The organism is Streptomyces nidicola, from assembly GCF_050106155.1.
Taxonomy (GTDB): domain Bacteria; phylum Actinomycetota; class Actinomycetes; order Streptomycetales; family Streptomycetaceae; genus Streptomyces.
Genome location: NZ_JBNBPI010000001.1, coordinates 476,469 through 494,391, shown reverse-complemented (window position 1 = coordinate 494,391; position 17,923 = coordinate 476,469). Strand labels below are relative to the sequence as shown.

General features: G+C 71.6%; 17 protein-coding genes and 2 pseudogenes. 18 read left to right on the top strand and 1 reads right to left on the bottom strand.

The window, feature by feature from the left end:
- Nucleotides 1–34: 34 nt before the first annotated feature.
- The 15 genes and pseudogenes from ACOKM3_RS02320 to ACOKM3_RS02250 all read left to right on the top strand — a co-directional run.
- Nucleotides 35–166, top strand: a pseudogene (locus tag ACOKM3_RS02320) (CoA transferase); the annotation flags it as partial.
- Between the two features lie 96 nt (nucleotides 167–262).
- A pseudogene (locus ACOKM3_RS02315) lies at nucleotides 263–820 on the top strand (LysR substrate-binding domain-containing protein); the annotation flags it as partial.
- A 223-nt stretch (nucleotides 821–1,043) separates the two neighbouring features.
- On the top strand, nucleotides 1,044–1,415 hold the full coding sequence (locus ACOKM3_RS02310) for a VOC family protein (protein ID WP_426896335.1): 372 nt from the start codon (nucleotides 1,044–1,046) through the stop codon (nucleotides 1,413–1,415).
- Entirely contained in the window at nucleotides 1,403–1,576 is a 174-nt protein-coding gene (locus ACOKM3_RS02305) for a hypothetical protein (RefSeq protein ID WP_426896333.1), read from the top strand. Before ACOKM3_RS02310 ends, ACOKM3_RS02305 begins: the two co-directional genes overlap by 13 nt.
- Entirely contained in the window at nucleotides 1,573–2,034 is a 462-nt protein-coding gene (locus tag ACOKM3_RS02300) for a monovalent cation/H+ antiporter complex subunit F (RefSeq protein WP_426896331.1), read from the top strand. Before ACOKM3_RS02305 ends, ACOKM3_RS02300 begins: the two co-directional genes overlap by 4 nt.
- A 63-nt stretch (nucleotides 2,035–2,097) precedes the next feature.
- A complete protein-coding gene (locus ACOKM3_RS02295; protein ID WP_426896329.1) occupies nucleotides 2,098–2,367 on the top strand; it encodes a hydrogenase subunit MbhD domain-containing protein in 270 nt (89 codons plus the stop codon).
- Entirely contained in the window at nucleotides 2,364–3,122 is a 759-nt protein-coding gene (locus ACOKM3_RS02290) for an MnhB domain-containing protein (protein WP_426896327.1), read from the top strand. The genes ACOKM3_RS02295 and ACOKM3_RS02290 overlap by 4 nt, the downstream gene beginning before the upstream one ends.
- A complete protein-coding gene (locus ACOKM3_RS02285; protein ID WP_426896325.1) occupies nucleotides 3,119–3,466 on the top strand; it encodes a sodium:proton antiporter in 348 nt (115 codons plus the stop codon). Before ACOKM3_RS02290 ends, ACOKM3_RS02285 begins: the two co-directional genes overlap by 4 nt.
- Nucleotides 3,463–5,211, top strand: coding sequence for a complex I subunit 5 family protein (locus ACOKM3_RS02280; protein ID WP_426896323.1), 1,749 nt, complete (start codon nucleotides 3,463–3,465; stop codon nucleotides 5,209–5,211). The genes ACOKM3_RS02285 and ACOKM3_RS02280 overlap by 4 nt, the downstream gene beginning before the upstream one ends.
- 114 nt (nucleotides 5,212–5,325) lie before the next feature.
- Complete coding sequence (fdh, locus tag ACOKM3_RS02275; RefSeq protein ID WP_426896321.1) at nucleotides 5,326–8,574, top strand: formate dehydrogenase; 3,249 nt, start codon at nucleotides 5,326–5,328, stop codon at nucleotides 8,572–8,574.
- The gene (locus ACOKM3_RS02270; RefSeq protein ID WP_426896319.1) at nucleotides 8,571–9,482 is read left to right on the top strand and encodes a 4Fe-4S dicluster domain-containing protein; all 912 of its coding nucleotides are present in this window, start codon (nucleotides 8,571–8,573) and stop codon (nucleotides 9,480–9,482) included. The genes fdh and ACOKM3_RS02270 overlap by 4 nt, the downstream gene beginning before the upstream one ends.
- An 11-nt stretch (nucleotides 9,483–9,493) precedes the next feature.
- Nucleotides 9,494–10,417: an NrfD/PsrC family molybdoenzyme membrane anchor subunit gene (gene nrfD / locus ACOKM3_RS02265; RefSeq protein ID WP_426906673.1), complete on the top strand. Its 924-nt coding sequence runs from the start codon at nucleotides 9,494–9,496 to the stop codon at nucleotides 10,415–10,417.
- Between the two features lie 43 nt (nucleotides 10,418–10,460).
- Nucleotides 10,461–11,099, top strand: coding sequence for a diguanylate cyclase (locus ACOKM3_RS02260; RefSeq protein ID WP_426896317.1), 639 nt, complete (start codon nucleotides 10,461–10,463; stop codon nucleotides 11,097–11,099).
- Between the two features lie 27 nt (nucleotides 11,100–11,126).
- On the top strand, nucleotides 11,127–12,287 hold the full coding sequence (locus ACOKM3_RS02255; RefSeq protein ID WP_426896315.1) for an FUSC family protein: 1,161 nt from the start codon (nucleotides 11,127–11,129) through the stop codon (nucleotides 12,285–12,287).
- Nucleotides 12,288–12,362: 75 nt separating this feature from the next.
- The gene (locus ACOKM3_RS02250; RefSeq protein WP_426896313.1) at nucleotides 12,363–13,502 is read left to right on the top strand and encodes a GDSL-type esterase/lipase family protein; all 1,140 of its coding nucleotides are present in this window, start codon (nucleotides 12,363–12,365) and stop codon (nucleotides 13,500–13,502) included.
- 89 nt (nucleotides 13,503–13,591) lie between these two features.
- Here the strand turns inward: ACOKM3_RS02250 and ACOKM3_RS02245 are convergent, their stop codons facing one another.
- Nucleotides 13,592–15,007, bottom strand: a complete 1,416-nt coding sequence (locus tag ACOKM3_RS02245) for an MFS transporter (protein WP_426896311.1) — start codon at nucleotides 15,005–15,007, stop codon at nucleotides 13,592–13,594.
- Between the two features lie 155 nt (nucleotides 15,008–15,162).
- Here ACOKM3_RS02245 and ACOKM3_RS02240 point away from each other — a divergent pair, with 155 nt between their 5' ends.
- The 3 genes from ACOKM3_RS02240 to ACOKM3_RS02230 all read left to right on the top strand — a co-directional run bounded on the left by ACOKM3_RS02240 (nucleotide 15,163) and on the right by ACOKM3_RS02230 (nucleotide 17,711).
- Nucleotides 15,163–15,864, top strand: a complete 702-nt coding sequence (locus tag ACOKM3_RS02240; RefSeq protein ID WP_426896309.1) for a TetR/AcrR family transcriptional regulator — start codon at nucleotides 15,163–15,165, stop codon at nucleotides 15,862–15,864.
- A 47-nt stretch (nucleotides 15,865–15,911) separates the two neighbouring features.
- Nucleotides 15,912–16,532 (top strand): HAD-IA family hydrolase, encoded by a 621-nt coding sequence (locus ACOKM3_RS02235; RefSeq protein WP_426896307.1) that lies wholly within the window; start codon nucleotides 15,912–15,914, stop codon nucleotides 16,530–16,532.
- Between the two features lie 186 nt (nucleotides 16,533–16,718).
- Nucleotides 16,719–17,711: an LLM class flavin-dependent oxidoreductase gene (locus ACOKM3_RS02230; protein ID WP_426896305.1), complete on the top strand. Its 993-nt coding sequence runs from the start codon at nucleotides 16,719–16,721 to the stop codon at nucleotides 17,709–17,711.
- Nucleotides 17,712–17,923: the final 212 nt, after the last annotated feature.

Sequence of the window (17,923 nt, the reverse complement as noted above, 5' to 3'; positions counted from 1 at the left end):
GCAAGCCCGAGAGAACCCCGACAGAAAGACGCACATGCAACCCCTCCGCGACATCACCGTCGTCTCGCTCGAGCAGGCCATCGCCGCTCCGTACGCCACCCGACAGCTCGCCGACCTCGGCGCCCGCGTGATCAAGGTGGAGCGGCCCGGCAGGTCCACGGTCCGGTCGCCATCGGCCTGCCCACCACGGTGACCGCGCCGCTCGCCCCCGCCCTGTTCTCCTGGGTGCGCGCCCACTACCCGGGCATCCACCTTTCAGCTCTTCGAGTCGATGAGCGGCTACGTTCACGAACTGCTGCTCGCGGGGCGCCTCGACCTGGCCGCGGTCTTCCGCCAGGACGACGCGCCACGAACCGCGGAACTTCCGCTCTACTCCGAGGAGTTGTACCTGATCGGCCACCCCGACCCCGCCCCGGAAAGCCCTGACGAGGTGTCCCTGTACGAGCTGCGGCAGGTGCCACTGGTGACGCCCGGCGCGCGCAGCAATCTGCGGGCCCTGGTGGACCGGGCGTTCGCCGCCCACGGGTTGGTGCCCAGGAACGTCGGCGACGTGGAATCCCTCGGCACGCTGATCCGTATCGCGGAGAGCGGCGAGGCCTGCACGATCCTGCCGCGCTCGGTGGTCGCGGTACACGGTGCCCAACACCGACTGGGAGTCCGCCGCATCATCGACCCCGCGCTGCGCCGCCACAACGCGGTGCGCACGGCCACGGACAACTATGAGCCGCGCGACACCGTGGTGGCGGTCCGCCGCGGCATCGTCGAGGTCACGAGGGAACTGGCCGCCACGGGCCGCTGGCCGGGCATCCGCCCGGCCTGACCGGCGGACCTCGCAAGGTTGCGGCTCAACACGCCCGCCCCCGCCGCCCCCACACCTCGTAGGCCATGTCGATACGAGCATCGAGCGACGGAAAATGGTCTATTTGCGTAGCGGTGGTGCCCGCCGCGCCGTGCCGCCGAGCGGGGCATGCACGCACGCCTCCGAGGTACCCGTCTGCGCACGTCCCATCGACCACATGGACCCGTGAGAGCAGGAGAACGTCATGGCCGTTGCCCAGTACAGCCTCGTCGCCGTCGACTGCCCCGACCCCGCCGCGCTCGCCGGCTTCTACGCCGCGCTGCTCGGCGGCGAGATCAAGCACGACGACGAGGACTGGTACGACCTGTACGTCCCCGGCGGTCACCGCATCGCTTTCCAGCGGGCACCCGGGCACCGCCCGCCCCGCTGGCCGCACGCCGAGGACAACTCGCAGCAAATGCACCTGGACTTCGACGTCACCGACATGGCCGCGGCGGAGTCCGAGGCACTGGCCCTCGGCGCGATGCCGCTGGACCTCGACGACCAGGACGGGCAACGCGGATTCCGGGTGTACGCGGACCCGGCCGGGCACCCGTTCTGCCTGTGTCGCGTCTGATCCGCGGCGCCGAGTTCGCCGCCTGGTGGGCCGGGCTCACCGCGCTGTGGCTCGTGCTCGTCACCTCGGTCGACCTGCTGACGTCGGTCGTGGGTGCGTGCTGCGCGGCGGCCGGCGCCTGGGCCGCGACCGCGGCGCGCCGTGCGGCGGGCTCCCGGTGAACGGGTGGCTCGCGTGCGCCGCCGCCCTCCTCGGTATCGGGGCGCCCCTGGTCCTGTGGGGCGTGGTGACCGGCTCGACGGACCGGCGGATCCTCGCGCAGAACGCGGGCGGCACGGTGGTCGCGCTGGCCCTGCTGCTCATGGCGCAGGGGTACGCCCGCCCCTCCTACGTCGACCTCTCGCTGGTCCTGGCGCTGCTCGGTCCCGCCGGGACGCTGGTGTGCGTGCGGCTGCTGGCCGACGACCTGGCGCCGGGCGCGCCGCGTGGTTCCACGGTGGTGACGTGCGTGTGTGTGGCGGCGAGCGTCGTGGTGACGGTCGCCGTGTGCGTGGCCGCGACCCCGGGCCGTTCGACCGTGAAGACGGCCGTCATCGGCGTGCTGGTGGCGGCCGGGAACGTGGTTGCCTCCCGGAGCCTGTCGGTGGGTGTGGTGGACGAGGCGGACGCGGACGAGTGAGTGCGCGAAGTGAACGCCCCGAACGCACGCCCGGGGGAATCCGGAATCGAGAGTGAGGCGTCGGTGAACGACGACGTACTGATCACCGTGTGCCTGCTGCTGGTCGCCGCCGCGGCCACCGCGGCGGTCCTGGTGCGTGAACCGGCCCGGCAGGCCCTGGTCCTCGCCGTGCTCGGCCTGACGCTCGCCGCCCTGTTCACCGTCCTCCAAGCGCCCGACCTGGCGCTGTCCCAGCTCGCCGTGGGATCGGTGCTCACCCCGCTGCTCATCCTGCTGTCCGTGCGCAAGGTCCGGCGCCGCAGGCGGGCGGCGGACGAGGAGGCGGGCCGATGAGCGTACGGTTCCGGCTGTGGCTGCTCGGCGTGGGCGGGGTGGGACTCGCCGCGCTGCTCACCGCCGCGTTCCTGTCGCTGCCGGAGTTCGGGAGCGACTGGCATCCCTACGGGGAGCGGGCGACGGAGGCCGCGCTCGCCCGGCACACCGCGAACGTCGTCGCCGCGGTCAACTTCGACCAGCGGGCCTTCGACACCCTCGGGGAGGAGTCGATCCTGCTCACCGCGGTGCTCGGCACCGTCGTCCTGCTCCGGCAGACCCGCGACGAGGACCGCGTCCCGCCCGGCTCCGCGCGCGTCGACCCGTGGGTGCGGCGGTACTCCCTCATCCTGCTGCCGCTGGCTCTGGTGGTCGGCCTGTACGTCGTCGCCAGTGGGCAGTTGAGCCCCGGCGGCGGCTTCCAGGGCGGCGTCGTCGTCGCCACCTCCGTGCATTTCCTCTATATCGGCGCCGACTACCGGGCGTTGGAACGGATCCGGCCCATCGGCCCGTACGAGATCGGGGACGCGGTGGGGGAGGCGGCCTATCTGCTCGTCGGGGCGGCGGGACTCATCGGCGGCGGGTCCTTCCTCGCCAACACCCTCCCGTACGGCACCTTCAACACGCTCGCGTCCGGAGGCATCGTGCCCCTGCTGAACTTCGCGGTCGGCATCGAAGTGGCGTGCGCCGTCGTGGTGTTGGTGAGCCGGTTCCTGGACCAGGCCGTCGAGATCACGGACGCTCCGCGCGGCCGGGCGGAGGGGGCCCGGTCATGACCGTCCTCCCGTACCTCGTGTCCGGCTGGATCTTCCTGGTGGGCTGTTACGGGCTGGCCACCAGCCGGCACCTGGTGCACGCGGTCGGCTGCCTGGCCGTGTGCCAGTCGGCGACCTACGTGCTGCTGCTCGCCGTCGGATACCGGGCGGGCGGCACCGCGCCCCTGCACTCCGACCTGAAGCCGCACACCCGCCCGCTGGTCGACCCCGTGGTCCAGGCCCTGGCGCTGACCGACGTCGTCGTGGGGGCGACGGTGACGGCGCTGCTCCTCGCCCTGGTGATCCAGGTGGCCAAGCGGCACGGCACGGCCGACCCCGACGAACTCTCCGAGCTGCGCGGATGAACCAACTGCTGCCCCTCGTCGTGGCCCTGCCCCTGCTGGGCGCCGCGCTGCTCGTCGCGCTGGGCCGGGTGCTGCCGCGCGTCGCCGCCGACTCGATCGCCGCCACCGTCGCCGTCGCGACGACCGTGCTCGCGGCCGTCCTCCTCGGGCACGCGGCGCCGGGCGCCGTCGAATGGGTGGGCGGCTGGGAACCGGTGCACGGCCGGAGTGTGGGCATCGTGCTGAGCGGCGACGCGCCGAGCACCGGACTCGCCACACTCGTCTCACTGCTGACCGTGGCCGTCCTCGCCTACTCCTGGCGGTACTTCGACGAGGTGCCGCACGGAACCGCGGCCTCGTTCCCCGCGCTCGTGCTGCTGTTCCAGGCGGGCATGTGCGGCTTCACGCTGACCGGGGACCTGTTCAACGCGTTCGTCTTCTTCGAGCTGATGAGCGTCGCCGCCTACGCGTTGACGGGACACCGCGTCGAGGAGCCCAAGGCCGTCCAGGGCGCCCTCACCTTCGGGCTCGTCAACTCCCTCGGCGCGTATGCGACGTTGATGGGCATCGCCCTGCTGTACGCGCGGACCGGGGAGCTGGGCATGCGGCAGATCGGGGCCGCGCTCGACGCCGACGGGCCGCCCGACGCCCTGACCCTGGCCGCCTTCGTCCTCGTCGCGACGGGCCTCCTGGTGAAGGCGGCCGCCGTCCCCTTCCACTTCTGGCTGCCCGACGCGCACGCCGTCGCGCCGACGCCGGTGTGCATGCTGATGTCCGGGGTCATGGTCGAGCTCGGGGTGTACGGGGTGTGGCGGGTGTACGACCGTGTCTTCTCCGGCCCCGGCGGACTGCCCGCCCAGGACATCACCCGGTGCCTCGTCCTCCTCGGCGCGCTCACCGCCCTCCTGGGCGCCCTGATGTGCTGGCAGCAGCGCCACCTCAAACGGCTGCTCGCCTACTCGACCATCGCGCACACCGGACTGTTCCTCGTCGGCGTCGGCCTGCTGCGCCCGGAGTCGACGGCCGGTGTCGCGCTGTACGTGCTCAGCCATGCAGGGGCCAAGGCGGCGCTGTTCGCGTGCACCGGCATCCTCCTCGACCGGTACGGCAGCGTCGACGAACACGAACTGCACGGCCGCGCAGGGGAGTTGCGCACCGTCGCCGTGCTCTACACCGTGGCGGCCCTCGTCCTCGCGGGTCTGCCGCCCTTCGGTACGGCGCTGGGCAAGGGCACGACCGAGGAGGCGGCGGGCACCGTGGGCACCGCGCTGTTCCTCGTCGTGTCCGCGGTCACCGGCGCCGCCGTGTTGCGGGTGGCCGCGCGGGTCTTCTGGGGCGTGGGCCCGCGCCCCGAGCGGTCGCGGTCGGCCACGACGACCGGGGGAGACGAGGAACCGGAGACGAGCGAACCGCTGCGCCGTGTGCCGCTGCCGATGGTGGCCGTGCCCGGTCTGCTGCTCGCCGGGGCGCTCGTCGCCGGGCTCGTCCCCGCCTTCGCCGAGGGGGTCGGCCGGGCGTTCGAAGCCCCGGCCGCCCTCGCCCCGCACTGGACGGCCGCCTCCGTGCTGACCGGGCTGCTGTCCACGGTGTGCGCGGCCGGATGCGCGGCGCTGCCCCTGCGGCGCGGCGCCCCGACGGAGCCGTACGCCTGGACGGCCCCGCTGCGCCGCCTGCACTCGGGACACATCGGGGACTACGTCGCCTGGTTCGTACTGGGCACGGCCCTCCTGGGCGCTCTGGCGCTGCCCGGAGTCCTCGGAGGCTGAGGAGTTTTACCGGCACCCGGCGCGGTACTCACGCGTCGAACGGCCGAGCGTTGGCGCCGGGTCGGGGGCCGTTCAAGAATGGATGGCGCCACGACCGACCTCAGGGAGCCCCTCATGGGCGCGATGGACGAGCTGCGCAAATGGCCCGTGTACCGGCAGCTGACGACCGGCCGCGACCGCACCGGGCGCGGCGACGCCGTGACCTCCGACCGCACCCGGCAACTGCGCCCCCGCACCGACACCGCCGAACGGGTGACCCGCTCCATCTGCCCGTACTGCGCCGTCGGCTGCGGTCAGCAGGTGTACGTCAAGGACGACAAGGTCGTCCAGATCGAGGGCGACCCCGACTCGCCGGTGAGCCGCGGGCGGCTGTGCCCCAAGGGCTCGGCGACCCTCCAGCTGACGACCGGCCCCGCGCGCCGCCACCAGGTGCTGCGCCGACGCCCGTACGCCACCGAGTGGGAGCCGGTCGACCTGGAGACGGCGATGGACATGGTCGCCGACCGGGTCATCGCGACGCGGCGCGAGACCTGGGAGTGGGAGCGGGAGGGCAAGCGCACGGCGCGCACCATGGGCATCGCCTCGCTCGGCGGCGCGACGCTCGACAACGAGGAGAACTACCTCATCAAGAAGCTGCTGACCGGCCTCGGCGTGGTTCAGGTGGAGAACCAGGCCCGAGTCTGTCACAGCTCCACCGTGGCCGGTCTCGGCACCTCGTTCGGCCGGGGCGGCGCCACGACGTTCATGCAGGACCTTCAGCACTCCGACTGCATCGTCATCCAGGGCTCGAACTTCGCCGAGGCACACCCGGTCGGCTTCCAGTGGGTGATGGAGGCCAAGGCGCGCGGCGCGACCATCATCCACGTCGACCCGCGCTTCACCCGCACCAGCGCACTCGCCGACCTGCACGTCCCGCTGCGCGCGGGCACCGACATCGCGTTCCTCGGCGGCATCATCAACCACGTCCTGACCGAGGAGAAGGACTTCCGCGAGTACGTGCTGCACTACACGAACGCGGCGACGCTGGTGAGCGAGGACTTCCGCGACACGGAGGACCTCGACGGTGTCTTCTCCGGGCTCGACGAGGACAAGGGCCATTACGACCAGCACAGTTGGAGCTACGAGGGCGAGCAGGTCCAGCAGCCGATCGGCGACGTCGACGAACAGTACGAGGACCGGGTGCACCCCTCCGGCGGCGCCGAGACACACGGCTCCGGCGGCCCGCAGAGCACGCCGCACGCCCCGACGGACCCGACGCTCACCCACCCCAGGTGCGTGTACCAGGTCCTGAAGCGGCACTTCGCCCGCTACACACCGGAGTTGGTCGAGGAGGTGTGCGGCGTCCCGGCCGCGACGTTCGCCCGCGTCTGCGACGCCCTGACCTCCAACTCCGGCCGTGAGCGCACCAGTGCCTTCGCGTACGCGGTCGGCTGGACGCAGCACTCGGTCGGGGCGCAGTACATCCGCTGCGCGAGCATCCTCCAACTGCTGCTCGGCAACATCGGGCGTCCCGGTGGCGGGATCCAGGCGCTGCGCGGACACGCCTCGATCCAGGGATCGAGCGACATCCCCACCCTGTTCAACCTGCTGCCCGGCTATCTGCCCATGCCGCACGCCCACCAGCACATGAACCTGGACGACTTCGTCACCGCGTCCCGCACCGACAAGGGCTTCTGGGCGGACATGCGGTCCTATTTCGTCAGCCTGCTCAAGTCGTACTACGGCGACGCGGCCACGCCCGAGAACGACTTCTGCTTCGACCACCTGCCACGCCTGACCGGCGACCACTCCACGTACGAGACGGTGATGGCGCAGCTCGACGGCGCGTGCAAGGGCTACTTCCTTATGGGCGAGAACCCGGCCGTGGGCTCGGCGAACACCCGGCTTCAGCGGCTCGGCATGGCGCAGCTCGACTGGCTCGTCGTCCGGGACTTCTCCCTGATCGAGTCCGCGACCTGGTGGCAGGACGGCCCCGAGATCGAGAGCGGCGAGCTGCACACCGAGAACATCGGGACGGAGGTGTTCTTCTTCCCGGCGGCCGCGCACACCGAGAAGTCGGGCTCGTTCACCAATACGAACCGGTGGGTGCAGTGGCACCACGCCGCAGTCGAGCCGACCGGTGACGCGCGCAGCGATCTGTGGTTCATGTACCACCTGGGCCGCCGCATCAAGGAGAAGCTGGCCGGTTCCACGGATCCGATGGACCGCGCGATCCTCGACCTGACCTGGGACTACCCGGTGGCCGGGCCGCTCCAGGAGCCGGTGGCCGACGCCGTCCTCGCGGAGATCAACGGCCGTGGTCCGGACGGCAGTCCACTGTCCGCGTACACGGAGCTGAAGGACGACGGCTCGACCCGCTGCGGCTGTTGGATCTACTGCGGTGTGTACGCCGACGGCGTCAACCAGGCCGCCCGCAGGAAGCCCGAGTCGGAGCAGGACTGGGTCGCCGCCGAGTGGGCCTGGTCCTGGCCCGCCAACCGGCGAATCCTATACAACCGCGCCTCCGCCGCACCGGACGGAACACCGTGGAGCGAGCGCAAGGCATACGTGTGGTGGGACCCGGACACCAACCGCTGGACCGGCCACGACATCCCCGACTTCGTCCCGGACCGCGCCCCAGGGCACGTACCCGACGAGAACGCCACGGGACCCGACGCGCTGCGCGGTGACGACCCGTTCATCATGCAGGCCGACGGCAAGGGCTGGCTGTACGCCCCTGCGGGCCTGGAGGACGGGCCGCTGCCCACGCACTACGAGCCGCAGGACTCGCCGTTCCCCAACGCCGTGTACCCGTCGACTTCCCGGTCGCCCGCGCGCCGGCTGCTGCCGCGCGAGGGCAACCGCTACCACCCCAGCGGCGCCGAGCCGGGCGCGGACGTGTACCCGTACGTCGTCACCACCCACCGGCTCACCGAGCACTTCACCGCCGGCGGGATGAGCCGCTGGTCGCCCTACCTTTCCGAGCTTCAGCCGGAGATGTTCTGCGAGGTGTCTCCCGGTCTCGCCGCCGAGCGCGGCCTGGAGCACGGCGGCTGGGCGACCGTCATCACCGCGCGCAACGCCATCGAGGCGCGAGTCCTGATCACCGACCGGATCCGGTCCCTGACCGTGCAGGGGCGCACGCTGCACCAGATCGGGCTGCCGTTCCACTGGGGCCCGAACGGGACGGCCACCGGGGACGCCGCCAACGAACTCGTCGCCATCGCCCTCGACCCGAACGCCCACATCCAGGAGGACAAGGCACTCACCGCCGACATCCGCCCCGGCCGCCGCCCGCGCGGGGCCGACCTGCCCCGGCTCGTCGCGGAGTACCGGCGCCGCGCGGGCATCACCGAGACGACCGGAACGGAGAACCGCGCATGAGCGAGGAGCGGGTCGGCTTCTTCACCGACACGTCCGTGTGCATCGGCTGCAAGGCGTGCGAGGTGGCCTGCAAGGAGTGGAACGCCATCCCCGAGGACGGCCTGACGCTGACCGGGATGTCGTACGACAACACGCAGTCCCTGGGCGCCTCGACGTGGCGGCATGTCGCCTTCGTGGAGCAGCCGAGGACCGGGACCGTCGAGCAGCCGCAGGCCGAGTCCGTCCAGGCGCCGCAGGCCGAGCCGCCGCAGCCGGACGGGCGGACCGAACTGCCGCTGGCGCAGGGAGCATTGGCCCCTGAGTCACCGGCCCCGGTCGACGGCGGGGCGCCGGAGATGCGCTGGCTCATGTCCTCGGACGTCTGCAAGCACTGCACGCACGCCGCCTGCCTCGACGTGTGTCCGACCGGCGCCCTGTTCCGCACCGAGTTCGGCACCGTCGTCGTCCAGGAGGACGTCTGCAACGGCTGCGGGTACTGCGTGCCCGCCTGTCCCTACGGCGTGATCGAGCAACGCCCCAGCGACGGGCGGGTGTTCAAGTGCACGCTCTGCTACGACCGGCTCGGCGCCGGTCAGGAGCCCGCGTGCGCCAAGGCCTGCCCGACGGAGTCCATCCAGTTCGGACCGCTCGACGAACTGCGGGAGCGCGCGGCGCTGCGCGTCGACGAACTGCACAAGGCCGGTGTGCCCGACGCCCACCTCTACGGCAACGATCCGGACGACGGGGTCGGCGGCGACGGAGCGTTCTTCCTGCTGCTCGACCGGCCGGAGGTCTACGGACTCCCACCCGACCCGGTCGTCACCACCCGCGATCTGCCGACCATGTGGAAGCACGCGGGGGCCGCCGCGCTGACGCTGCTCGGCGGCGTCGCGCTGTCGTTCGCCGCGGCGGGCAGGAGGCGCGCGTGAGTGACAAGAAGATGCGGCGCGGCCGCCGCGGCGAGCAACTCATGGTCCCCGAGGCCGAGTTCGCCTCCTACTACGGCAAGCCGGTCATCAAGGCCCCGTCGTGGGCGGCCCGCGACATCGCCGGGTACTTCTTCCTCGGCGGCCTCGCCGGGGCCGGGTCCGTGCTCGCGGCGGGTGCACACGTGACCGGTCGCGGGCACATGGCGACCGCGATGAAGGTCTCCTCCCTCACCGCGGTCTCGCTGTCGGCCGCGGCACTGGTGCACGACCTCGGGCGGCCCGGCCGGTTCGTCAACATGCTGCGCGTGATCAAACCGACGTCCCCGATGAGTGTCGGTTCCTGGCTGCTGAGCGCCTACGGTCCGGCCGCGGGTGTCGCGGCCGCCAGCGCCGTCACCGGCCGACTGCCCCGCGTCGGCACCGCCGCGACCTGCACGGCGGCCGCGCTCGGCCCGGCGGTCGCCGCCTACACCGGCGTCCTGGCCGCCGACACGGCCGTACCGGCCTGGCACGGCGTCCACCGTGAACTGCCGTACCTGTTCACGGCGTCGGCCACCGCCGCGGCCGCCGGGATGGCGCTGGTGACGGCGCCGCCGGGGGAGAACAGCCCGGCCCGCTGCGCCGCCGTCCTCGCCGCGGGCGCGGACGCGTACCTCATGAGGGCCGCCGAACAGCGCCTCGGCATCGTCGCGGAGACCTGGCGCGACGGCCGCGCGGGACGTCTCCTGCGCGCCTCCCGCGCCCTGGTGGCCGGCGGCGCCCTGACCGGTGCGCTCCTGGGACACCACCGGGCCGCCGCCACGCTCTCGGGACTGGCACTGCTGGGCGGGTCGGCCTGCACACGGTTCGGTGTGTTCGCAGCCGGCGTCGCGTCCGCCGAAGACCCCAAGTACACCGTGGTCCCGCAACGGGAGCGGGCACACCAAAGCGCCTGACACACCTGCGGCGGCGCCTCACACGCCTGCCATGGAGGAACACATGACACCGCGCACATCGACCCGCGCCCGGTCGTGGCGACACTGGCGGCGCGGCAAGGACCTCCCGGTGCCGCTGGGCACCACCGACACGGAGGACGCCAACCGCCGGTTCCTGCTCTACGGCGTGCTGCCGCTGTGGGTGGTTCCGGCGGTCGCCGACTGGGCGATGCACCGCAAGACGCGGATCGAGGAGACCAGCGGCGCCAAGGAGTCGGCGGTGCACGCCCTGATGATGACCGAGGCGGGTGTCCCCGTCACCATGGGGCTGCTCGCCCGCGTCAACCCATTGGTCCTCACCGTCATGGGTGGCGCGGCGCTCGCCCACTCGGCGACCGCCCTGTGGGACGTCACCCTCGCCACGGGGCAGCGGGAGATCCGCCCCGTCGAACAGCACATCCACAGCTTTCTGGAGGTACTCCCGCTGACGGCCATGGCGTTCACCGCGTGCCTGCACTCCGACGAGGTGCACGCGGCGCTGCGCGGCGGCCGGGGACGCGAGGACTGGCGGCTGCGCCCCAAGGAGCGTCCGCTGTCCGCCGGTTACCTCGCCGCCCTGGCCGCGGTCATCGGTGCCGGTGTGGCCCTGCCGTACGCGGAGGAGATGCGGCGCTGCCTACGGGCACGGCGAACCATGGCCTGATACGTAGGACGGCTTCTGGAGTGTGTGGTGGTTCGAGTACGGAATGCCGGGGCGTGGCTGGCGCGGGCGTGGGGGTCGGCGGGGCATGAGCGGCACACCGTCCTTCTGGTCGTCAAGCGTGTGGTGGCGGCGACCTTGGCGTGGTGGATCGCGTACGACCTGATGAACGCGACGTCGCCGGCGTTCGCGCCGTTCTCCGCGGTGCTGACGATGAACGTCACGCTGCACACGTCGGTGTGGCAGACACTGCGCTATGTCGCGGCGGTCGTCGTGGGAGTGGCCGTACAGGCGGCGATCGGGTTCACGGCCGGACCGGACCTGCTCGCCTTCGTGGTCGTCGCCGTCATCGCGCTGACCCTGAGCCAGTGGCCGGCGCTCGGCGAACAGCGCTCCCAGGTCTCCACGGCGGCGTTCTTCGCGTTCTCCACCTATGCGGCGGCCACGACGAGCGCCCAGGGGGCGCGCCAACTGGGGCAGATCATCCTCCTGGTCCTGATCGGCTGCGGAGTGGGTCTGATCGTGAACCTGTGCATCGCGCCGCCGCTGCGGTACCGCAGCGCCGAGCAGGGCTTGCAGATCCTGGCGGCGGAGATGGAGTCGCTGCTGGACGACCTGGCCGACGGTCTCGGCGAGGGGGATGTGGACGCCGAGCGGGCGGAGCAGTGGCGTCGGGCGGGGGAGCGGGCGCAGGACGCCGTGGGCCAGGCACGGGCAGGGCTGCACACGGCGGAGAACAGTCTGCCCTTCAACCCGCGACGGCTGTTGCCGGCCCATCGTGGCTACCTGGACTTCCGCCGCTATCGCCAGGTCCTGAGCGCGATGGAACGGGCGGTCCACCAACTGGCCTCGCTCACCCGGAGCCTGGACCGCTGGCGTGAGACGGAGAGCACCTACACGTACGCCCCCGCCTTCAAGGCGTACGCCGACTTCGCCCGCCGCCTGCGTGACATCGCCCATGTCATCGCCGAACTCGACAGTGACACGCTCACCGAGCAGGCCGAGGAGATGCGGGAGGCGGCCGCCGTGGCGCAAGAGGCACTGCAAGAGGTCCTGGACACGGCGGGACGCTACGACCTGCCACTGGCCGATGTCTCACGCCCGTACGGCGTCCTCATCGTCGAAGCCACGCGGCTGATGGAGGAGTTGCAGAACACCTGCGACGTCCTGCGCGAGGCCACCGACGCCTGAGTGACGACGACGGCAACGGCCCGTACGGTGGCCGATCATGGGGGCTGTGTTCGACGTGAGGCAGGAGTGGTGGCGGTGCGGGACGTTCCTCTGGTGGGTGGGCCGGTGGAAATCCGGGGTGCGCTGGATCTGGAGACCACGAAGGCGGGGGTGATGCCGCGCCGGTTGCCCGCCTGGACCACGGAGCAGTACCAGGACCCATCGGTCTACGGGGTGACCATCATGCCGTCGGGAGTGCGGCTGGTGTTCCGCACCGATGCCAGTGAGCTGGAGTTCGAGGTGCTCACCTCGACGGGGCAGCTCGACACCGACCCTGAGCCACGGCCGACCGGGATGCTTGACCTGGTGGTGGACGGCGTCCCGGCCGGACGCCGGCAGGCCCCGGTGGGCAATGTGATGCGGATGGCGGGCCCCGGGGCCGAGCAGCGGCTGATCGCGGGCGAGCCGGGGACCGTACGGTTCACCGGGCTGCCGGCCGGCATGAAGAACGTCGAGCTGTGGCTGCCGCAGCAGACCCCCACGGAACTGGTGGCACTGCGCGCCGACGGCGACGTGCTGGCGCCGCTGCCGGACGGGCGCCGCCGCTGGGTGCACCACGGCAGTTCCATCAGCCACTGCCTCGAGGCCGACGGCCCGACCGGCACCTGGCCGGTGGTGGCGGCCGCGCTCGGCGGGGTGGAGGTGATCAACCTCAGCCAGGCGGGCAACGCGATGCTCGACCCGTACGTCGCCCGGACGATCCGCGACATGCCCGCCGACCTGATCAGCCTCAAGGTCGGCATCAACATCGTGAGCCAGGCGGCCTTCCGGAGGCGGACGTTCGGCCCGGCTGTCCACGGCTTCCTGGACACGATCCGGGACGGCCACCCGGACACCCCGCTCCTGCTGATGTCACCGGTGAGCTGTCCCGCGCTCGAGGAGACTCCCGGCCCGACCACGATGGGACGGGACGGGAAGATCACGGCCCTGGGCGACACGGAAGACGTGGCCACCGGCGCATTGTCACTGACCGTGGTCCGTGCCGAACTGGCCCGGATCGTGGCGGCCCGCAGGGCACACGACCCCCACCTCCACTATCTCGACGGACGCGAACTGCTCGGCCCGGACGAGGTGGACGACCTGGGTGACGGCCTCCACCCCACGGCTGCCGCGTACCGCCGCATGGGCAAGCACTTCGCGGACCACGCCTTCGCGAGCGACGGCCCCTTCGGCTGAAGGCGTGGTTGTCTTCGTTGTCCTCGGACGCTGACCTGGGTCGGGGGCGGGGGGGGCCTGCTCGGATGGCCTCCCGACCTCGGCCCCGCTCATGACGCGGGTGCTTGACTCCGGTCAGGGCGTGGGACGCGGCGCGGGTCGATGAGCGTGAGGGTGGTGAGCACGGCGACGACCGCCAGGGCCGCGGACGCGCCCAGCACGGCTTGGGCCCCGTCGGTGACGGCCTGACTGCCGTCGCCGCCATGGAGGGCGAAGAGCGCGCCGAGCGCCGCGGTGCCGACGCCGGCACCGAGGGAGGCGAGGGTGGCGACGGTCCCGGCGACCATGCCCACCCGTTCAGGAGCCGTGACCCGCACCGCGACGGCCATGACGGGCGCGCCGGCGACCCCGCCGCCGGCTCCCCAGGCGAGCAGCGGCAAGAGCAGCGCCCACCACGGGGTATGAGGTGTGATCAGCAACGCCAGTGCGGCGAGGCCGGCGCCTTTGAGCGCGTAGCCGGAACCGATCACCAGGCCGGGAGCCCAGTGACTGAGCAGCTTGGAGGCGACCATGCCCATCGCGATCTGGGCGAGGAAGATCGGGGTCATGAGCAGGCCTGCCGCTGTCGGGCTCAAGTCGAGGCCGTCGGAGAAGTACAGCACCAGGTAGACCGAGCCGCCGATGGTCAGGACGCGAGAGAGGAAGATGGCCAGCATCGCGCCGGAGAACGCTGGCCGGCCGAACATCCGCAGGTGCAGCGTCGGCGCGGGTACGCGCAACTGCACGGCCAGGAAGGCGGCCAGCGCCAGGCAGGCGATGAGCAGCGTCACGGTGTCCCGGCCGGACCACGGTGCGTCGCCGGTGCGGAGCATCAGGAGGGTCGCCGTGCCGAGGCCGAGCATGAGCAGCAGGCTGCCGAGCCAGTCCGGCCGCCCCGCATCCGGCGCGGCCGGCGAGCGTGGCAGTACGCGGACGGCCAGGGCCCAAGCGGCCGCCCCGAGAGGCAGATTGATCGCGAATACCGCCCGCCATCCGAAGGCGTCGGCCAGTACCCCGCCGAGGGTCGGGGCGAGCAGCCCTGCCGCGGTCGCGAACGAGCCCCAGGCGCCGATGGCGAGGTTGCGCTCCTCACCGGAGTAGCGGTCGGAGAGCAGAGGGATGCCGTTCACCATGATTGCCGCCGCCCCCGCGCCCTGGACCACACGGGCGGCGTCGAGCCACAGCAGATCGGGCGCCGCGGTCGCGGCCAGCGAGGCGACGGTGAACACGGCGATTCCGGCGAGGAACAGCGGCCGTCGGCCCCACCGGTCCGACAGGCTTCCGACGACCTGGGTGAGGGCGCCCATGGCGACCATGTATGTCACCACCACGGACTCGGCCGAGGCCCCGTCGGCGAGTTCCGCGCTGATCAGCGGAAGCCCGATGGCCACGATCGTGAGATCGACGACCACCAGCCCCGTGGAAGCCATCACGAGCACCAGCACCCCGCTCAACGGCGGTAAGCGGCGGGATTTCTGAGCCGGCATGGGATACGGCCTCCGGACGTGGACGAGTGCGACCGGACCAGCCTGGAGGTGCCCACTACTAAAAGTCAACGTGTGTGAAGTTCAGTGGAGCGTCGTAGGGTGGCGCCATGCCCGCCACGTAGGGTGGTCCCTTGCCCGCCACGTAGGGTGGCTCCATGCCCGCCACCTCCCGCCGCCGCCCCACCACACGCAAGGGCCGGCCGGTCCTCACCCGCGAGCTCATCGCCGCCAAGGCTCTGGAGATGGCCGGCGCGCAGGGGTTCCCGTCCATCACGATGCGCGCCCTGGCCGCCGAACTGGGCGTCACCGTGCGGGCGTTGTACAACTACGTCGAGGACCGTCAGGAGGTCGTGAACCTCGCGGTCGACCTCATGCTCTCCTCCTGGAGCCCGCCGCCGCTCCACCCCGAGACCTGGGAAACGTCCGTCGCGGACTACGCCGGCTCCCTGCGTGAGCTGTACCGCCGCTGGCCACGCGCCCTGCTCGTCTCCCTCGACGAGGACACACCCCCGACCTCGGTGCACCCCAACCGCCTGCTCAACCTGGACCGCTTCCTGCGACTCCTGCAGGACGTCGGCCTCGACCTGCCGGCGGCGCTCGCGGCCCACCGCCACCTCTCCCTGCTCGTCCTCTCCTTCGCCCTCCTGGTCGAGCAACCCGCCGCCCGGTCCGGAGCCGACCGCACCGCACTCGTCCCCGACACCTGGCTCGAAGACCACGCCGACCTCGACATCCCCACCCTGCGCCAGGCCGCGAAACTCCACCTCCCCACCGCGGACGAGCAGTTCACCCAGCTCGTCTCGGCCGTCATCACCCAGATCCGCAACGAACTCGCGATCGCCGGCACGCCCGAGTGACGTGGTTCCGAGCACGTCCCTTCCGCGGTGCGACCGCCATCTCTGCCGTGCTCTTCGACGTGGACGGAGTCCTGCTGGACTCGGCAGCCGCTCACCGGAGAGTCTGGAACTCTTGGTCGCTGCTGCGCGGCCTGGATCCGGAGAAGGTGTGGCAGTTCACCTTCGGGCGGCGTCCCGAGGACACGGTCAAAGATGCCGGTGCGCACCTGGACCCAGTCGCCGAACGGCAGGTGCTCGACGAGCTGTTGGCCCAGGAACGGGACTGCGTCTTGCCGGTCGATGGTGCTTTTGATCTGCTCCAGGAGCTGTCCCACAGCCCGTGGGCGATCGTGACGTCCGGCGACCGGGTCTTCGTCGAATCCCGTTTTGCGGCAACGGGGCTTCCTCTTCCCGCCGTTCGGGTCTATGGCAGCGATGTTGAGAACGCCAAGCCTGCGCCGGACTGCTTCGTCTTGGCTGCGTCCCGACTCGGCGTCTCCCCCTCATCGTGCCTGGTAGTGGAGGACGCACCCGCGGGCATACGCGCGGCAGTGGCTGCCGGCTGCACCGTGATCGGTTTGACGACGACCCACCAGGAGGAGTCGCTCCGGCAGGCGCACATGTGTGCCACCTCCTTGTCGGAGGTGCGAAACCTCTTGATCTCACACGGTTTTCTGGCACGCCCCTGAGCTTGTGGCGTGTGCCCCATGACGGATGCCGCCGGGAAGTGCGGCATGCCCAGCATGAACCGGTGGTCAGCACTCGCCGAGGAGCGCCCAGCGTCTGGCATGGTCCAGCAAGTACAGCTCATCCCATAGGTGTTGACGCAGCATGGGGTTGAGACAGCGAAACCCCCGTTGCCCCGAAGGAGCCCGATGTCTGCACCCCATGCCACCCCCGTCCGTGGCCGCGTCGGAGTCCTGCTGCCACTCGACCTGCCCGCTCGCGAGGTACTGGCCTACGCGCGGCGGGCCGAAGAGCTCCGCTTCGATCAGCTCTGGGTGGTGGAGGATCTCGGCCGGCGAGGCGGCATCGCTCAGGCCGCCTCCGTCCTGGCCTGCACGGAGAACATCACGGTCGGCATCGGCATTCTGCCCGCCGGCGCCCGCAACGTGTGCTTCACCGCGATGGAACTTGCCACCCTCGCCCAGCTCCATCCCGGGCGCCTCATCGCCGGAATCGGCCACGGCATGCCCGACTGGATGCGCCAAGCCGGATCATGGCCCGCCAGCCCCCTGACACTGATCAAGGAGTACGCCACCGCACTGCGCCAGCTTCTGCGGGGCAACCCCGGCCCCGAGAACGGCCGTTACGTGCGCTGCGAAGGCGTCGTCCTCACCGAGATCCCCGACGCCGAGGCCATCCCGCCCCTCGTCCTGGGCGTCCGCGGTCCCCGATCACAGCAGGCCGCGAGCGAAGTCGCCGACGGACTCCTCCTGGCTGAACCCGCCGCCCCCGCCTACATCACCGTTTCCCTGAACCATCTGGGCCAGGAAGCCACCACCAAGCCCCCGCAGATCGTCACCTACGACGCCGCGGCCGTCGACGACGACGAGGAAGCCGCCCTCGCCCGTGTCCGCGCCGGCCTGGAAGCAATCGGTGAGCCGGGCTGGGCGGCCCACATCGACCCCCTGCCCTTCGCCGCCGAACTGCGCGCCCACCGTGCCGCCTGCCGCAATCCCCGGGAGTTCGCCCGGACCATGCCGGCCGCATGGGTCCGGGAGCTGAGCATCGCCGGAACGCCCGAGCAGGCCCGTACGGCGATCACCGCACGCCACGCCGCCGGCGCCACCAGCGTGGTCCTTTCCCCCGCGGGCCCCGACGCCCTTACGCACCTCGACTCCCTCGCCCGCGTCCTCACCCCCTGACGCCCATACGGCCGGAGCGGAAGGAAGTCCCCACCCTCGGCGCGGACGCCGAGGTCTTCGTGATCAGGATTTCGCCTGCGCCTTTCGGGCTGGTCCGAAAGGCGTGGAGCCCGCGGGGCCATCGGCGGCATGCTCACACCGCACTCACAACCGACCGGCCGTCACGGCCACGGTAGTAGGAAAAGCCCGCTGACCAGCGGGGCAGTGGGGCA